The 17,094-nt window shown below is 60.9% G+C and carries 12 protein-coding genes; 3 read left to right on the top strand and 9 right to left on the bottom strand.

Annotated features, from left to right (window positions below; all coding sequences use genetic code 11):
• Positions 1–66: 66 nt before the first annotated feature.
• Both RSF91_RS16060 and RSF91_RS16055 read right to left on the bottom strand, forming a co-directional pair.
• On the bottom strand, positions 67–792 hold the full coding sequence (locus tag RSF91_RS16060) for an EthD domain-containing protein (RefSeq protein WP_332569363.1): 726 nt from the start codon (positions 790–792) through the stop codon (positions 67–69).
• A 13-nt stretch (positions 793–805) separates the two neighbouring features.
• A complete protein-coding gene (locus RSF91_RS16055) occupies positions 806–2,104 on the bottom strand; it encodes an MFS transporter (protein ID WP_332569362.1) in 1,299 nt (432 codons plus the stop codon).
• A 203-nt stretch (positions 2,105–2,307) separates the two neighbouring features.
• On the opposite strand from RSF91_RS16055, the gene RSF91_RS16050 reads away from it, so the two are divergent.
• Positions 2,308–4,020 (top strand): N-acyl-D-amino-acid deacylase family protein, encoded by a 1,713-nt coding sequence (locus RSF91_RS16050; protein ID WP_332569361.1) that lies wholly within the window; start codon positions 2,308–2,310, stop codon positions 4,018–4,020.
• Positions 4,021–4,151: 131 nt separating this feature from the next.
• The gene (locus RSF91_RS16045) at positions 4,152–4,550 is read left to right on the top strand and encodes a hypothetical protein (RefSeq protein ID WP_332569360.1); all 399 of its coding nucleotides are present in this window, start codon (positions 4,152–4,154) and stop codon (positions 4,548–4,550) included.
• Positions 4,551–4,651: 101 nt separating this feature from the next.
• Here the strand turns inward: RSF91_RS16045 and RSF91_RS16040 are convergent, their stop codons facing one another.
• The 7 genes from RSF91_RS16040 to RSF91_RS16010 form a co-directional block, all read right to left on the bottom strand.
• On the bottom strand, positions 4,652–6,280 hold the full coding sequence (locus tag RSF91_RS16040; protein WP_332569359.1) for an AMP-binding protein: 1,629 nt from the start codon (positions 6,278–6,280) through the stop codon (positions 4,652–4,654).
• Between the two features lie 254 nt (positions 6,281–6,534).
• Positions 6,535–7,902, bottom strand: coding sequence for a spinster family MFS transporter (locus tag RSF91_RS16035; RefSeq protein ID WP_332569358.1), 1,368 nt, complete (start codon positions 7,900–7,902; stop codon positions 6,535–6,537).
• Between the two features lie 77 nt (positions 7,903–7,979).
• Positions 7,980–10,391, bottom strand: coding sequence for an acyl-CoA dehydrogenase (locus RSF91_RS16030; protein WP_332569357.1), 2,412 nt, complete (start codon positions 10,389–10,391; stop codon positions 7,980–7,982).
• A 31-nt stretch (positions 10,392–10,422) separates the two neighbouring features.
• Positions 10,423–12,141: a GMC family oxidoreductase gene (locus tag RSF91_RS16025; protein WP_332569356.1), complete on the bottom strand. Its 1,719-nt coding sequence runs from the start codon at positions 12,139–12,141 to the stop codon at positions 10,423–10,425.
• Between the two features lie 76 nt (positions 12,142–12,217).
• Complete coding sequence (locus RSF91_RS16020) at positions 12,218–14,380, bottom strand: 3-hydroxyacyl-CoA dehydrogenase NAD-binding domain-containing protein (protein ID WP_332569355.1); 2,163 nt, start codon at positions 14,378–14,380, stop codon at positions 12,218–12,220.
• A 17-nt stretch (positions 14,381–14,397) separates the two neighbouring features.
• Positions 14,398–15,603, bottom strand: coding sequence for an acetyl-CoA C-acetyltransferase (locus tag RSF91_RS16015; protein WP_332569354.1), 1,206 nt, complete (start codon positions 15,601–15,603; stop codon positions 14,398–14,400).
• A gap of 302 nt (positions 15,604–15,905) precedes the next feature.
• On the bottom strand, positions 15,906–16,649 hold the full coding sequence (locus tag RSF91_RS16010; protein WP_332569353.1) for an SDR family NAD(P)-dependent oxidoreductase: 744 nt from the start codon (positions 16,647–16,649) through the stop codon (positions 15,906–15,908).
• A gap of 168 nt (positions 16,650–16,817) precedes the next feature.
• Here RSF91_RS16010 and RSF91_RS16005 point away from each other — a divergent pair.
• A partial coding sequence (locus RSF91_RS16005; protein ID WP_332569393.1) for a CoA transferase occupies positions 16,818–17,094 on the top strand: 277 nt, incomplete at its 3' end.

Genomic DNA, 17,094 nt, shown 5'->3' with positions numbered 1-17,094 from the left:
GCCCATGCAGAGATTGCATGGGCCTTTTTATTGGTCTTGATTATTGGACTGGATGTTTGAGTAGTTTCAGGGTCTGGCGTGGGTCACTTCGGCCAGCATGAACACATGCTCACCCCAGCCAAATTCACCATCCTGAGCCGTGGCCGAGACATTAAGGCTTTGCGCCACATTGAGCGCCTGCTCCACAGTGTCAAACCACCACTCCACAATGTAGCGATAGCCATAACCGGCGAGCGCTTTCTCATCAAGCGTGTTGCAAACAATGCGGCTGGCCTGACTCAACCCGCCAAGCCGCCACTGCGGAGGACACAGCACAGGACTCGCTATAGCGCCCTGCCACTCATCGCTGCGCTGCAAAAATCCGATCAGCATGATTTGCTCTTTTTGCGGCAGCAAAACAGCCGGAGCATCAGCAGCCATGCGCTCATGCAGCACCTGCTGGCGGCACAACACCGAGAAGTTACGAACATAGTCAGCAAAAACGCGCGGCTCGTCGGGGCGCATGATGGCCAGCGTTTCCGGATCCTCCCAGATAGCGGCACCGGCCTCCCGGTCTGCCAGCACCATCAGATTAACGCCGTCATAGTCCGTACTCAGCGCCGGTGCATCCGCTTGCAACTGGCGTGAACACTGAGCCACCGCCTTCACGCGCTGGCCCACGTTCTTGCACTGCCGCCCCAGCGCAGAGTGCTCGCGCCAGGCCTGCGGGAAGTCAGCAGCCGCCAGTGCAGGGTTGCGCCGAGCCAGATAGATCATCTTCCACACTGTGGGCTGGTTTTCTTCTTTCATCATTTCCTCAGCCATCTCACGCAGCTACAGCCACGGTCGGATGTGCCTGACGATAGGCCCTGGGGTAGTAAGCCAGTGCACGCATAAACGCCCACACCCCCGGCAGCAGCGTGCACATCATCACCACCAGCGCATAGCGCAGGCCCTGCCCTTGCCAGACCGTATTGAGCACATCGCTAAGCCAGCCCGCAGCAATCGGCCCCACGCCATTGCCCAGCAAGGCACCCGCCATCAGCACCATGGCGCTGGCTGTAGCACGGCGCTGCACAGGCACCACCAGACTCAGCGCCGCATAGGTCGCAGGCGCCCACCAGGCCGTAAAAAAAGAATAGATGAGCATGCAGGCCAGCGAGAGCGCAAACAGCTCATCACTCACCAGCAGATAAGCCAGTCCGAAAAGCGCAGCCAGGCCCACGCCGATGACAGGAATGCGGATCTGCCAGCGCACATCGCTGCGGGCCAGTCTGTCCGTCAGCCAGCCTGAGAAAAGACTGCCCGCTACCGACAAAAGTGCGGCCACAGCCGAGATACCGCCCGCCTGCTTGAGACTCAAGTCAAAACGCCGTGCCAGCAGCGCCACATTCCATGAGCCAATCGACAAACCCGCTATCAAAGCGCAAGCAGCCCCCACAATCAGGAAGCGCGTTACAGGCTCATTCCATATTAATTTCACTGCAGATTGCGTCGGTTTTACAGCGGCATCCGCATTGCTCGCAGCGACCTGTGTCAGTGCCCGTACAGGCTCATGCACCGTAAAGCGCAGCACCAGTGAGAGCAGCACAACGCACGCACCGATGATGACCAGGGTCACCCGCCAGCCCCACCACTGCGCAAACAGCGGCCCCAGCAGCAGCGCCAGCAAGGCCCCAAAGGCAGCCCCCACGCCGAAAACGCTCATGGCGCGTGAGCGCTCAGACGGCGCATACAGATCGGCCAGGATAGACATGGAAGCGGCACCGCCCCCCGCATCACCCAGCGCAGCGCCCGCACGGGAAGCCGCCAAGCCCCCCGCCCCAGTCGCCAGCGCCCCCAACGCAGCAATACAGCCGCCAATACCACGGCACCAGGCAATCAGACCACGGCGCTCGTGTCGGTCGGCCAAGCGCCCCAGCGGAATTCCCAGCAGCCCAAAGGTCAGCGCAAAGCCAAGGCCTGTAATCAGGCCAATCTGCAGATCAGAAAAACCAAATTCCTGTTTGATCGGCTGCAGCAGCACCGCCAGAATTTGTCGGTCCATAAAGGTCATGGCAGACAGGGCTGTCAGCAGCGCCAGAACGTAAAGCCGGGAACGGTTGGAAGAATGGGTCTCTGTCATTGCTCTTGGAGTTGTATTTCGCGAGGATCGGCGCGCAGGCAATCTCTACCCGGCAGCTTCCCTATCGTGAAGTTGAGCCCCTGTACTCACATCGTCCCAACGGACGATTCCAATACCCTGTAGGCCCTCGGCGCCACTGAACTCCTAATGTGTGTTGGCTGCCCAAAGCGGCCCTTCACAAGCATTCCCAAAGGAGAAACAAGGTGCCGCACTTTGATATGTTGATTTGCAATGGCTGCGTGGTCGACGGCACGGGTGCCCCACCGTTTGCCGCCGATATAGCCGTGCTGGACGGACGCATTGCCGCCATCGGGCATCAGCTCGGCAGCGCCGCGCAAACCATTGATGCCACAGGACTTCTGGTCACCCCCGGCTTTGTTGATGTGCACACCCACTTTGATGGCCAGGCCACCTGGGACGAGCTGCTCTGGCCCACATCACAGCAAGGCGTGACTACGGCTGTAATGGGCAACTGCGGCGTGGGCTTTGCCCCTTGCCGCCCCGAAGACCGCGACACACTGATCGCGCTGATGGAAGGGGTTGAGGACATCCCCGATACGGCTTTGCACGAAGGCCTGCCCTGGACCTGGGAGAGCTTTCCCGAGTACCTGAACGCACTCGGCGCGCGCCGCTACGACATCGACATTGCCGCATTGCTGCCCCATGGTCCGCTACGGGTCTACGCCATGGGTGAGCGCGCCGTTCGGCGCGAACCTGCCAGCGAGCAGGATCTGCAAACCATGCAGCAACTGGTGCAGCAGGGGCTGGCTGCAGGGGCAGTCGGGCTGTCCACTTCCCGCACCATGGCCCACCGCTCCAAATCCGGCGATTTCACGCCCATGTACCAGGCGGTGAGCCACGAGCTGCTGCAGCTGGGCCTGTGTCTGAAAAACTATCCGAACAGCGTGTTTCAGATGATTTCTGACTTTGATGACACGGAGCAAGAATTCAGTATTCTGAGCCGCGTCAGCCAAGACTCTGGCCGTGCAAGCACTCTGACGGTGGTTCAGTACCCTCACAAGCCACAGCTGCACCGCGAACTGCTGCAACTCATAACCCAGGCCAATGCAGACGGCCAGCGCATCACCGGCCAGGTGCTCAACCGCCCCGTGGGTGTGCTCATGGGCTTTGAATGCAGCCTCAATCCGTTTTCCTGCAAACCCAGCTATGAGGCGCTGGCGCATCTCCCACCTGCAGAGCGCATCCGTGCGCTGGGCGATCCCGCCACACGCCGCCGCATCCTCGGCGAACAGGATAGACAGCCCCATCTGTTCATGGCGTACTTTGGGCACAACTACGCAGGCATGTACCCCTGGCAAGGCGATGCGCCGGTCTACCTGCCGCAGCCCGAGGATTGCGTGCAGGCGCAAGCGGATGCAGCGGGCGTCCCGCCACTGGAATGGCTTTATGACTTCATGCTCGGCAACAACGGCCAGGCTCTGGTCTATCTGCCCATGGCCAACTATCTCAATCATGACTGCAGCGCATTGCATGAACTGCTCAGCCACGCGCACACCGTACCCGCGCTGGGAGATGGCGGCGCGCATGTCGGAACCATCTGCGACGGCAGCGCCACCACTTTTTTGCTGACCGAATGGGTGCGCGAGCGCGGCCTCTTCAGCATCGAATCGGCGGTGCAACTGTTGACGCAGCGCCCCGCTGCACTCTATGGCTTCCATGACAGGGGTACGCTGCAGACGGGCAAGCTGGCCGATATCAACCTCATCGACCTGCAAGCACTGAAGATCCTGCCCCCTCAAATCGTCAGAGACCTGCCCGCAGGCGGCAAGCGTTTTTTGCAGGGAGCCGAAGGCTATCGCTACACCATCAAGTCCGGCCAGATTACTTACCAGGATGGTGTGGCAACCAGTGCATTGCCCGGCAAGCTGGTGAGGCGCAGCGAACACACTGCGTAGACGTTGATCAACGGCCCGAGCGGGCCGTTTTTCATGAAATTCAGATGCCGCCTATATAGTTGAGCCGTCATCGTCCAGACCTTCACCCCATGTACTTGCGCAAGCTTTGTAAACCGCTTCACGCATGGCTTATGCTGCTGAGCTTTTGCGCCATTCCATGCAGCGCGCAAGAGTCTGCAGCTTGGGAAAATAAAGCCTCGGGCCGCACGTCCATCTCCAAACTGGGAACGGTTCAATATGAAGTGGGCTACAGCAGCGCAGGCTTTGATCACTTTGATTCTGAAATCGTGGTCAAGTGGAATGACAACGGCGCACAAACGCAAACGCTGTACGAAGGCATCTACGACAAGCCGCCCGCCAAAGTCTGGGGCGCAGGGCCTCATCTGTGCATTGCGCTGCAGACCTGTGCAAGATATTCAGATCGCTGCAAGCAGCATGTGATTGCACACAGCTATGACGCACAGGGCAAAGCCTTTGTAGCGCTGAAGTCCGAGAAGACGGCGCGCAGCATTTGCAGTGCACCGCGCTGAGAATAAAAAAAAGGAGGCCGAAGCCTCCTTGTAAAGTCCCGTCGTCAGGCGCGACGAACAGGGGTATTGCTCAATGAATCTTCTGGCTGCGCGCTCCGTGATCAGGCCAGCGCAGCAGCCGTCAGTGGCGGGTTGTCTTGCGCGAAGGCTTTGGCCCAGCGATAGTCGGCCTTGCCTGCGGGGCTGCGCTTGACTTCGGACGCGACAAACACGGCACGCGGCACCTTGTAGCCCGACAGATTGGTGCGGCACACCTTCTCGAACTCCTGCAAGTCAAACGTCTGACCCTGCTGCACCTGCACCACGGCTGCCACCTTGCTGCCCCAGCGCTCGTCGGGCAGACCGATCACCACTACGTCCTGCACAGACGGGTAGCGACGCGCCGCCTCTTCCACTTCCTCAGGATAGACTTTTTCACCGCCGGTGTTGATGCATTGAGAGCCGCGGCCCAGCACCATGTATTCGCCCGTCGCCTCGATGCGGGCGCGGTCACCGGTCAGCACCCAGCTGCGGCCATCAATCACCACAAAGGTCTCCGCAGTCTTCTTGGGATCGCCGTAATAGCCCAGAGGAGTGTGACCGCTGCGCGCCAGAATGCCTTCCTCTCCGGCTTGGCTCAGAATGCGCAGGTCTTCAGAGATCACGCTCAAATCCGCGCGCGGCGCAATCCTCATCAGCCCGGCACTCTCGGGCGTCTTGTCGCCGCCGCCCACCACGCCAGATTCAGAGCTGGCCATGCTGTTGTTGAGCATCAGATGCGGCACCTGCACCAGCAGCCGTTCCTGCAGATGGCGTGAGAACACTGCTCCACCATTGCCAAAAACCATCAGCGACTTGAGCGGCCAGCGACCTGGATGACTCTCCAGCGCCTGGATGATGGGCAGCGCCATCGCATCGCCCACAACGGCCATCACGTTGATGCTGTGACGCTCGATCAGATCCAGCATATGCACCGGGTCAAAATTCTTGCGGTCATTCACATAGACCGGGTGACCCGAGAAAAGGCTGATCAACGTGGCCCACATGGCCGCGCCATGCATGAGCGGAGCCGCCGCAAGATAGGCCAGCGCCGGGCCATTGGGAACCAGTTGCAGCAGCTCTTCAGGCACCTCAATCGGGGGGCGACGGAAGTAGTAGCCACCACCGCCTAATGCGCCCATAAACAGCGCTTTGTGCGGCCACATTACTCCCTTGGGCAGGCCCGTCGTTCCGCCCGTGCAGAGCATGAAAATATCGTCATCGCTACGGTCCGGGTCGCTCAGCACAGAGCCGCCTTCGGCCAGCACTTGCTCGTAGTTTTTCACCACCTGGGGCAAGCCTTCACGCGCCTCTCCCACACGCAGCGCCAGGCGCAGCGTTGGCACTTGAGGGATGACTTCCAATACTGCGCCATCAAAGTCTGCGCCATAGACCAGACCACGCAGGTCAAGGCTATTGAACAACCCCAGCAGCTCATCGGCCACATAGCGGTAATTCACATTGACGGGAATCGCACCAATCTTGCTGCAGGCGAAAAATGCCTCCAGATATTCCGCGCAGTTATAGAGCTGAATGCCGACGTTGTCGCCACGACCAATACCGCGCGCACGCAGCGCATTGCCCAGCTTGTTGGCGCGCTCGTCGAGCTGGCTGAATGTGAGCTTTTGCTCGCCACAGCCAAAGGCGATGCGCTCCGGCACGGCCTGCACCACCAGCTCGAAAATATCTGCCAGATTGAAAGTCCGTTTCATGTCTTTGTCTCCGTCTTTCTAATTGATTCAAATCCGATGCGCTGCGGCATGCTCGACGACGGCGTCATCGTCAAGTGCGCAACCGCTGCATTCATCGTCCACTTGAACTGAGGGCAGACCCTGAGAGCAAACACCCAAGTTTCCGGGCGCTGATATTCGCCGATAACCGGGTGTTGTCCTACAGCAGTTTTCCTCAGTTGCAAGCCACGCCCTCATGCGCTAAACCATACTCAAGCGCCTTATGAATAAGCGCTTCAAGCTATCTTTTTTGCAGCCATCTGCCGCGCATAAGGTTTGATGCTCCAGGCATAGGCCAGCACCCCAAGCACATAAAAAGCCAGCATTGATGCAAGTGCCCAGCGCAATGATTCATTGCCAGCGCGAGCGATAAAGGCATCGCTGAGCAGACCAACCGTCAGCGGGCCCAGACCACCGCCCACCGCTGTCAGAAGCAGGTTATAGATAGACAGCGACGTGGCCAGACTCGACGATGCAATCACATTGGCCAGCGCCGCAAAAGCAGGCGCCGCCCAAAAGCTGGAGAACACCGCAAACAGGCCATACCAGACAATCGCATGCGGAATCTGCAGACCCGCAACCACCCACTTCTCGGGCGAGTCGTCTAGGTAGAACGCCAGCCCCAGCGGAATCGAGATCAGCGTTGCCAGCATCGGAATGCCGATCTGCCAGCGCACATCACGCTTGGCCATCACATCGGTAATCCAGCCGCTGAGCAAGGCACCAAAAATCGCACCCGGTCCGCCAATAAAACCCATGATGGCCCCGGCATCCTTGAGCTGCAGGCCGTGAGAGCGCACCAGAAATGCGGTGTTCCACATGCCAATCGCATAGCCTGAAAACGCCATCACCATGCCCGCAAGGCCCAGGCCCACAAAGGCCTTGTTGCGGCGCAAAGCGCTCATCACATCCGAGAATTTCTCGGCCACCGCCTGTGCTGCAGCCCGCTTTTCCAATGCCTCTTGCGCACCGCGCAGGGGCTCACGGCAAGTCAGGCGCAGCACCAATGCAATCAGCACACCGGGCACGGCCAGCCACAAAAATGCGGCGCGCCAGCCATAGTGCTGGGCAATCCACGCCCCCACACCCAGCCCGACCAGCGAGCCCAGATGCGGACCCAGGCTGAACACGCTCATGGCGCGGCTGCGTTGCTCTGGCGGGTACACATCAGCAATCATGGTGGTTGATGCTGCCGTGCTACCGGCCTCACCTACGGCTACGCCCACACGTGCGGCGGTCAGACTCCAGAAGCCAACCGCCATGCCGCACAAAGCCGTAGCAATGCTCCAACCGCCGCAGCACCACGCAATCAAGTTTCGACGGTTGGTGCGGTCGGCAAAGCGGCCAAAGGGCACGGCCAGAATGCTGTAGAAGAGCGCAAAGGCCAGACCGGTGAGCAGGCCCATGGCACTGTCCGAGACGCCCATCTCTTTCTTGATGGGCTCAATCAGCACACCCATGATCTGGCGGTCAATCATGCTCATGCCATAGACGAGCAGCAGCACAAACAACAGGTAATGGCGACGCCAGCCCGTCACATTGCTGACTGGGGCAGCCTTGATCGCCACGTTTGGCGGCACGATGGCCGCAGCAGATGCACTCATTTCCTGTCTCCTGAAAACCCGCAATCTCCGTTGCGGTTCATCGATGAAAATTCGTACGCGTTACAAAGCAGCCGTCTTTAGGCAACCAGTTCGCAAAAAGGCACATCCTTGTCCGTGCGGGTCTCGGGGGCCAGACCCAGCACGCGCTCGCCAATGCTGTTGAGCACCACTTCGTCAGTACCACCCGCAATGCGCATGCCGGCAGAGCCGAACCACAGACGCTCGACCATGGCAAAGCGCTCGCCCAGTTCGCTGGCAGCCAGCACGCCGCGCTCACCCAGCAAATCGATGGCGAAGTAGCTGAAAGCCTGCAGCGCCGCAGCGGCCACGTTCTTGGCTCCGCTCATCTCTGGCCCGGGCTGGCGCCCCTTGCTCAGCGCCGTCAGCGCACGGCATTGCAGCAGCCACAGCGCCTGCTCCTTCAGGTACAGATCGGCCCAGCGTTCACGCATACGGCCATCCTGCAGCGCGGGTTGGCCTTCAAATTCGTAGTCCGCCAGAAGACCCGCCGTGGTGCGCCACAGCTCGGCGGGCATTACGCCGCCAATGGCAAGGCGCTCGGCCATCAAGCCGGTCAGTGTGACCTTCCAGCCACCGCCCAGCTTTCCCACCAACTGGCTGTCGGGCACAAACACGTTCTCAAAGAAGACTTCGTTGAATTCAGACTCGCCGCCGGCCTGACGGATGGGGCGCACGGTGATGCCGGGCGACTTCATGTCGAGGAAGAAGGTGCTCATACCTTCAAACTTGGACGCCTGCGGGTTGGTACGCGTCAGCACCAGACCGAACTGGGCAAACTGCGCCAGAGAAGTCCAGACCTTCTGCCCGTTGATGAGCCAGCCTTCGCGACCATCCGTGGCGCGTTCGGCGCGGGTGCGCACCATGCCCAGATCAGAGCCTGCACCGGGCTCGCTCAGCAGCTGGCACCAGAGGTTTTTACCGCCCAGCGCTGGCGCCACATGCTTACCCAGCACTTCGGGGCTGGCATGGGCCATGACCGAAGGCAGCACCATGCCCAGACTGACGTTGAACATGCCAGTAGGCACCTTGACCTTGCCCTCTTCCTGGCGCCAGATCAGCTCCTGCATGGGCGTGCCGCCACGGCCACCCAACACCTTGGGCCAGGTGATGGCACCAAAGCCGCCTGCTGCCTTCTTGCCCTGCCAGATGCGCGCAGCCTCCATGCGCTGCTCAGCCGTCATGTCGCGGCCAAAGTAGTCATCTGCGCTGGCCTTGGGTTCGGCATTGAGCTGCAGCCAGGCGCGGCATTCGGCGCGAAAGGCGGCTTCTTCGGGCGTGTCTTCAAAGTCCATGGACTGGCTGTCACCCTCTGCCATGCTTTGAGCCACCTTCTCTTGCGCAGGTTCATCCATGCGCTTTTGCAGCTCAGCAGCCACCTGCTCACGCCAAGCGTGAATATTGCCCAGCTCCACGGCCTGCTGGCGCGCACGGCGGTAGAAAAGATGGCAGTCCAGCTCCCATGTGTAGCCCATGCCGCCGTGGGTGTGCAGGTTTTCCTGCGCCGCATCGGACTGTGCCTGTGTCGTGCTCACGCGCGCAGCCGCAGCGGCGCCCGCAAGCTCGGGCGCACCAGCGGCCTGAGCCATGTCTGCCGTCAGCGCCCATGCGCCGTAGTAGCAGTGGGCACGCGCCAGCTGGTTGTTGGTGTAGAGGTTGGCCAGCTTGTGTTTGATGCCCTGGTAGGAGCCAATGGCACGGCCAAAAGCCTTGCGCTCCTTGGCATAGGCGGCGGCCATCTCCAGCGCCGCATCGGCCGCGCCCAGTTGCTCAAACGCCAGCATCACGGCGGCGCGATTGCGCACACGGGCCAGCACCTGAGCGGCGCTGGCCGCGCTATCCAGCAACTCGGCAGCCGTGCCGCCAAAGCTCAGAGATGCATAGGGCTTGGAAGGGTCGAGTGTCTTGAGCGCCTTGCGCTGCACCGAGGTATCGAATTGGAAGGCCACCAGCACATCAGCGCCAGCCGCATTACGCGCCAGTGCCACGCCCCATTGCGCCGCCATGCCGTCGGCCACCAGCAGGCATTCGCCCTTCAAGGTCTTGCCATCAAACACGGGCAGATCGGCCAGAGGCTTCTGACCATCGGTGGGTGCGGCCAGACAACCAATGCTTCCACCAGAAACAGGCTGCAGCCATTTCTGACGTTGCGGTGACTGCTCTTGCGTTGATAGCAGAAAGGCCTGCACGGCCAGATACATGGTGGAGGCCAGTGGCACGGGGCTGAGCTGACGGCCCACTTCTTCGGCCACCACGCACATCTCCATGGCTCCCAGACCAATGCCGCCGCAGTCTTCGGGCAGCATCAGGCTGGTCACACCCAGCTGCGCCATGCCGCTCCACACGCCTTGGGCATAACTGCCTTCACCTTCGAGCAGTGCGCGTGCCTGCGTCAGTGGTGATTCCTTGGTCAGAAATTTGCGAATCTCGGTACGCAAAGTATTCTGGTCATCACTGAAATCAAAGTTCATTTTTTCTTGTCTCCACAGATTGCCCTAAGGCTCACACCACTTCAGCCGCGCCCATCGAACTCAGCACTGTCGCAGCCATCAGGCCCGACACATCCCACTGCTTGGGTGCTGGCGGCAGCAAGCCCAGCACCAGATCTGCCCCCTTGTCACCAATCACCACCGATGCGGCATTGGTGTTGCCCGACACCAGATGCGGCATGACCGAGGCATCAATCACGCGCAGGCCCTGCACGCCTTTGACCTTGAGGTCCGGCGTCACCACAGTCATGGGATCGTCGGGCTGCCCCATGCGGCAGCTGCCGCTGGCGTGATGACCCGAGCCCAGATACATACCAATCCAGTCCAGCAGTTCTTCATCACTTTGCAGGTTCGGCGTGGGGCGGGTTGGCGTCTCGATCAGCCCCGCCAGAGCGGGTTGCTGGGCAATCTTGCTAGCCATACGCACGCCGTAGAGCAAGGCCTTGCGGTCGCGCTCGTCGTGCAAGAAGTTCATGCGGACACTGGCCAGCTCTTCAGGCTTGCTGCTCTTGAGCTTGAGCACACCGCGCGAATACGGGCGCACCTGATACGGCGCCAGCGTCATGCCCGGAAAGGCTTCAGTGCGGTAGTTCTTGCCGCTTTGCATATAGCCTTCGATATCGCCCGTCACGGGCAGGCCATGCAGCTGAATATCGTTGTAAGGCAGGCTGGGATCGCTGCTGAACCAGGCTGCAAATTCAGATGCAGGCATGGCCATGGCCCCCTGCTTGGTCAGCAAGTACTTGATGAGCGAAGCGCCAATACCCATGCCGCGAAACGACTGGTTGAGGCTGGGCGTACCCGCCTTCATGCGCCAGGACATGGGCGCGATGGCATGGTCCTGCAGGTTCGCACCCACGCCGGGCAGATCGACCTTGACCTCAATCTCCATCTCGCGCAGATGCTCTGCCGGACCAATGCCCGAGAGCATGAGCAACTGCGGCGACTGCAGCGCGCCGGCGCATAGCAAAATTTCCTGGTTCGCACGCGCACTGTGGCTGCCGCCCGCCTTGTCCTTCCAGTGCACGGTCGTAGCACGCTGCCCATCCAGACCGATGCGCGTGACCAGCACTTGCATGCGTACATCCAGATTGCGCCGCTGCATGGCGGGCTCAATGGCGTTCTTTGCCACCGATGAACGCTGGCCATTTTTGAGGTTGACCTGAAACAGCCCCGCACCATCCGGGTGACCGTTGTTGAAGTCTGTGCATGCCGGCATGCCGGCCTGAACAGCGGCCTTCACCATGGCCAGCGATACCGGGTGCGGGTTCTTCAAATTACTGGCCGTCAGCGGCCCACCCCGGCCATGCCAGGGCTTGGTAAATGCTTCCTCATCACTTTGCTGGTCTTGGGTACGCACAAAGTACGGCAGCAGCTCCTCATAGCTCCAGCCCGTTGCCCCCTGCTCGGCCCAGCTGTCGTAATCGACCCGGTCGCCACGGATATAAATCATGCCGTTGATGGAGGACGATCCGCCCAGACGCTTGCCGCGCGGAAGGCTGATGCGGCGGCTGGCCGCGTGCAGCTCGGGCTCTGTCTCGTGCCCCCAGGAATAGCGGGGGTTGTTGATCATCTGCCCCCAGCCCGAAGGCATGCTGACCAGCAAATCCTTGTGACTGGCGCCGCCTTCCAGCAGCAAAACCTTGTGCTGACCGCTCTCGCTGAGCCTTGCCGCCAAGGTGCCGCCCGCCGAGCCCGCACCGATGACGATGTAATCAAAAATTTCATCCATGGCTTGTCTCCATTGATTTATTTATCGGATGAATATCTGAACCAGGGGCGAGCGCTGCTCGCCCCTTCAGCCTGCATCAGGCTCTTGCGGTCTTGCCGTAGAAGGTCTGACCCTTGGTGGCCATATCACGCAGCAGTTGTGGCGGGCGCAGTTGCTCGCCAAACAGCTCGGCCAGTCGATCGGCTTCCGCGACGAACTGGGGCAGGCCCACGCCGTCAATGAAGCAGAAAGGGCCGCCGGTATAGGCCGGAAAACCCACACCCAGAATCGAGCCGATATCACCATCGGCCGGTGCCAGCAGCACACCCTCTTCCATGGCACGAGCGCCCTCTACGGCCTGCACATACAGAATGCGCTGCTTGAGGTCATGTGCGCTAGGCTGCAGGCTTTTCAGCGGGTAATGCTCGGCCAGACCAGGCCAGATGCGCTTACTACCGCTTTCGTCGTAGTCATAAAAGCCTTTGCCCACCTTGCGGCCCAGACGCCCCAGATCAAACAGCTTGTTGATCACGGGCACCGAGCGGCCCTGCTTGTAGTCCTCAGGGAACTCTTTGGCCTGCGACTCACCTGCGTGCTTGGCAAGGTCTATGGACAGCTCATCGGTAATGCCCAGCGGCCCCACGGGCATGCCCGCATGCTTGGCGCAGTTCTCGATCAGCGCAGGCGCAATGCCTTCGGCCACCATGCCAATGGCGTCGTCTACAAACGCGCCGATGAAGCGGCTGGTGAAGAAACCGCGCTTGTCGTTGACGACGATGGGCGTCTTCTTGAGCTGGGCAATAAAGTCCAGCGCCTGTGCCAGCGTGGCATCTGATGTCTGCTTGCCGCGAATGACTTCCACCAGCGGCATCTTGTCCGCGGGCGAGAAAAAATGCAGACCGATAAAGCGATCAGGACGCTCGCTGGCCTGCGCCAGCAGGCTGATAGGCAGGGCCGAGGTGTTGCTGGCCAGCACGCAAGTCGGCGACAGAACGGCGTCCAGTTTCTTCGTGACTTCGGTCTTGATGGCTCGGTCTTCAAACACGGCTTCGACCACCATGTCGGCGTCGCGTAGCAGTTCGTAATCGGCGCTGGGCGTGATGCGCGCCAGAATGGCATCGGCCTTCTCGCGGGTCTGGCGGCCCTTATCTACCAGCTTGGCCAGCGCCTTTTCAGCGTACTGCTTGCCCTTGGCGGCTGCTGCCTGCTCGCGGTCTATCAGCACCACATTGATGCCGCGTTGCGCCGCCACCAGCGCAATGCCTGCACCCATCATGCCCGCGCCAATCATGCCCAGCTTGCGGCATGTAAAAGGCTCAAAACCTGCGGGCCGGTGCATGCCCTTTTCTGCCTTGGTCTTGTTGACGAACAGCGTGCGAATCATGCCGCGCGCCACAGGGCTGCGCGACAGCGTGGCCATGTACTTGCTCTCGATGCGCAGGCCTTTGTCAATGGGCAGCTGGCAGCCTTCGTAGATACAGCTCTGAATGCACAGCGGCGCTGGCATGTTGTGAAAGGTCTTGGCCTGCAGCATGGTGTTGCCCACCACAAAGGCCGGGGCCACACGCGGATCCAGCGGGCCGCCGCCGGGAATGCGAAAGCCTTTGACATCCCAAGGCTGAGTGGCCGAGTCATGCGCCAGCAGCCACTGGCGCGCCGCAACCAGCAATTGCTCAGGCGCAACCACATCATCGACCAAACCAGCTTCCTTGGCCTTGACGGCCTGCAGCTGCTTGCCCTCCATCAGATAAGGCAGGGCCGCCAGAATACCGATCATGCGTGGCAGGCGCTGCGTGCCACCCGCACCAGGCAGCAGACCCACTTGCGCTTCAGGCAGGCCCACCATCACAGTCGGCGCATCTGCGGCAATGCGGTGATGGCAGGCCAGACAGATTTCATAGCCGCCGCCCAGCGCCATGCCATTGATGGCGGCTACCAGCGGCTTGCCCAGAGTTTCGAGCTTGCGCAGAAGCTTGGACAGTGAGGCGCAGGATTCAAACAGCTGCTCGATGGGCATATCAGCCATGGCATCGATATTGGCCTCCATGCCCATCAGGTCGGCACCGGCCACAAAACTGTCCTTGCCCGAGGTGATGATGCCGCCGCGCACCGTGGCGTCGGCCTTCATGCGTTCAATGCAGGCGTCCAGGCTGTCCATAAAAGCCTGATCGATCACATTCATGGTCTTGCCGGGGTAATCCAGCGTCAGCGTGGCGATGCCGTCGGCGTCCACCGCATAGCGAATGATGTCTGTTGTCATGATGACTCTTCCCTCTCTCACACGCGTTCGATGATCATGGCCGAGCCCATGCCCGCAGCCACGCACAGGCTGATCAGCGCCGTGCGCTTGCCTGTGCGCTCCAGCTCGTCGAGCACCGTCCCCAAAATCATGGCGCCTGTGGCCCCCAGCGGATGGCCCATGGCGATCGCGCCGCCGTTGACATTCATGCGGTCATGGGGAATGTTCAGCTCTTCCATCATGGTCAGCACCACGGTGGCAAAGGCCTCGTTAAGCTCCCACAGATCAATGTCTGAGGGCTGCATGCGTGCACGCTCCAGCGCTTTGCGGGCGGCGTAGCTGGGGCCGTCCAGCATCAACGTGGGTTCGGATCCAATGCTGGCAAAGCCGCGAATGCGGGCGCGGGGCTTCATGCCCTGCTTGGCACCGGCCTCAGCCGTGCCGATCAGTACCGCCGCCGCGCCATCGACAATGCCCGAGCTGTTGCCCGCGTGATGGTGGTGCTGAATCTGCTCGACCTGCGGATAGCGCTGCAGCGCCACGCTGTCATAGCCGTATTTCTGGCCCATTTCGGTGAATGCGGGCTTGAGTGTGCCCAGCGACTCCACCGTTGTTTCGGGGCGAATGGTTTCGTCCTTCTCCAACAGCGTCATGCCCAGGAAGTCCTTGACCGGCACGACAGACTTGTCAAAGCGCCCTTCTGCCCAGGCCTTGGCCGCACGGCGGTGGCTTTCGGCCGAATACGCATCCAGATCGCGGCGGCTGTGGCCGCGCAGCGATGCCAGCAGATCGGCAGAGATGCCCTGCATGACGAAATAAGTCTTGTTGGCCAGTTGCGGGTCTTGCGCCCAGGCACCGCCGTCCGAGCCCATTGGCACGCGGGACATCATCTCCACACCTGCACCAATCGTCATATCGGCCTGCCCCGCCATCACCTTGGCGGCCGCAAAGCTCACCGCCTCCAGACCCGAGCCACAGTAGCGATTGAGCTGAACGCCCGCCACGCTTTGCGCATAGTCGGCCTGCAGCACGGCCATGCGGCCCACGTTGCCGCCCTGCTCGCCCACGGGCACCACGCAGCCCATGACCACGTCGTCCACCACGCTGGTGTCGAGCTGGTTGCGCTCGCGCAGTGCCAGCAGCGGCTGGGCCGCCAGCCAGACCGGCGTCACCTCATGCAGCGCACCATCCGGTTTGCCCTTGCCCCGGGGGGTACGGACATGGTCAAAGATCAAAGCCTCCATTGACTACCTCACATCACCAAGTTGTTGTCGAATCCTTATTCAGATTGCCATACGCATTCCCGCCAAACCTACTTGATTCAGACTAGGGGCAGACTATGAGAAAAACGACCCAAAACCGGCTCGGATGCATGGCTAGCGGCCATCGAGCCCAAAAACCCGCCTGATCTGCACGCGAAGCAGCTGCTCACCGCAATATCAGCCCTGAATTTGTCGCCTGCGTGACTGTTTTCACCATCTGCAGAAACAAAAAAGCCTTGCAGGCCTCAAGACCTGCAAGGCTGTTGATGGAGCAGCTTTGATGCTCAGGCCACCAGACCGCCACCGTTCACGGGCAACACCTGGCCGTTGACCCACTCCGCCTCGATAGATGCCAGATAGGTCACCGCCCCGCCCACATCCTGGGGCGACCCGGCGCGGCCCACGGAAGTCCCCTTTTTCGCAATTTTTTCGGAGCCTTCCCAGTTGTTCATAGTGCCCAGCGACAGCGCATTAGCCGTCACGCCATGTGGGCCGACTTCACCCGACAGATTGCGGATAAAGCCAATGGCCGCCGCCTTGGCTGCACCGTAGGCGCACAGGCCCATGCCAGTCGCCGTGCGGGCCGCGTCGGAGTTGATGGCCACAATGCGGCCCCAGCCCTGGTCTTGCATGGCCGGCAGCAGGGCCTGGCAGGCATGCATCAGCCCGTGCAGATTGAGTGATAACCAGGCATTCCACTCCGACTCGGGCGACTGCAGAAACGGTGTGTAGCCCCATCCCTGCGCCGGAATGCCGGCGTTGTGCACAAAGATATCGACCACGCCGACCTCGGCCTTGATGCGCTCGACCATGGCAAAGATGGCGGCACGATCCGTCAGATCAGCGGCCTGAGCCGAAGCCTTGAAGCCTGCATCACGCAGCTGCGCGGCGGCATTCTCTGCGCGGTCCTGATGAAAATCGTTGACCACCACATGTGCGCCCTGTGTGGCCAGCGCCTGTGCAATCCCAAAGCCCATACCGCGACCGGCACCGCTGACCAGCGCCACTTTTCCATCCAGCCTGAACATGATTTTTGTCTCCACTTTGTTGTAAAGCTCACAGTGTTCTGACCCCGGCGCAGCTGGACATACTTCAAATGGACGGGGTCAAAAGCAGCGCGCACAGCAAGATCAAATGCTCACACCTCAAAAGGAGACGAAATGAACCCCGAAAAACCTCAAGGCCCCCTGACAGGCATGCGCGTCATTGAATTCGCAGGCATTGGCCCCGCCCCGTTTGCGGGAATGATGCTGGCCGACATGGGAGCCGAGGTCATCCTGATTGAGCGCAGCGCCGATCACGCTGTGGCCTCGCACTACCCGCGCATGGCACAGAACCGAGGCAAAAAGTCCATCGCGCTGGACCTCAAATCCGAAGCTGGCCGCGAAGCCGCATGGAAGCTTCTGGAGTCTGCGGATGCGCTGATTGAAGGCTTCAGGCCCGGCGTGATGGAGCGCCTGGGCTTTGGCCCCG

The sequence above is a fragment of the Comamonas sp. genome (genome assembly GCF_036643215.1).
Classification (GTDB): domain Bacteria; phylum Pseudomonadota; class Gammaproteobacteria; order Burkholderiales; family Burkholderiaceae_C; genus Comamonas.
The sequence above is the reverse complement of the archived record's forward strand: the minus strand, read 5'-3'. Positions and strand labels throughout refer to the sequence as shown.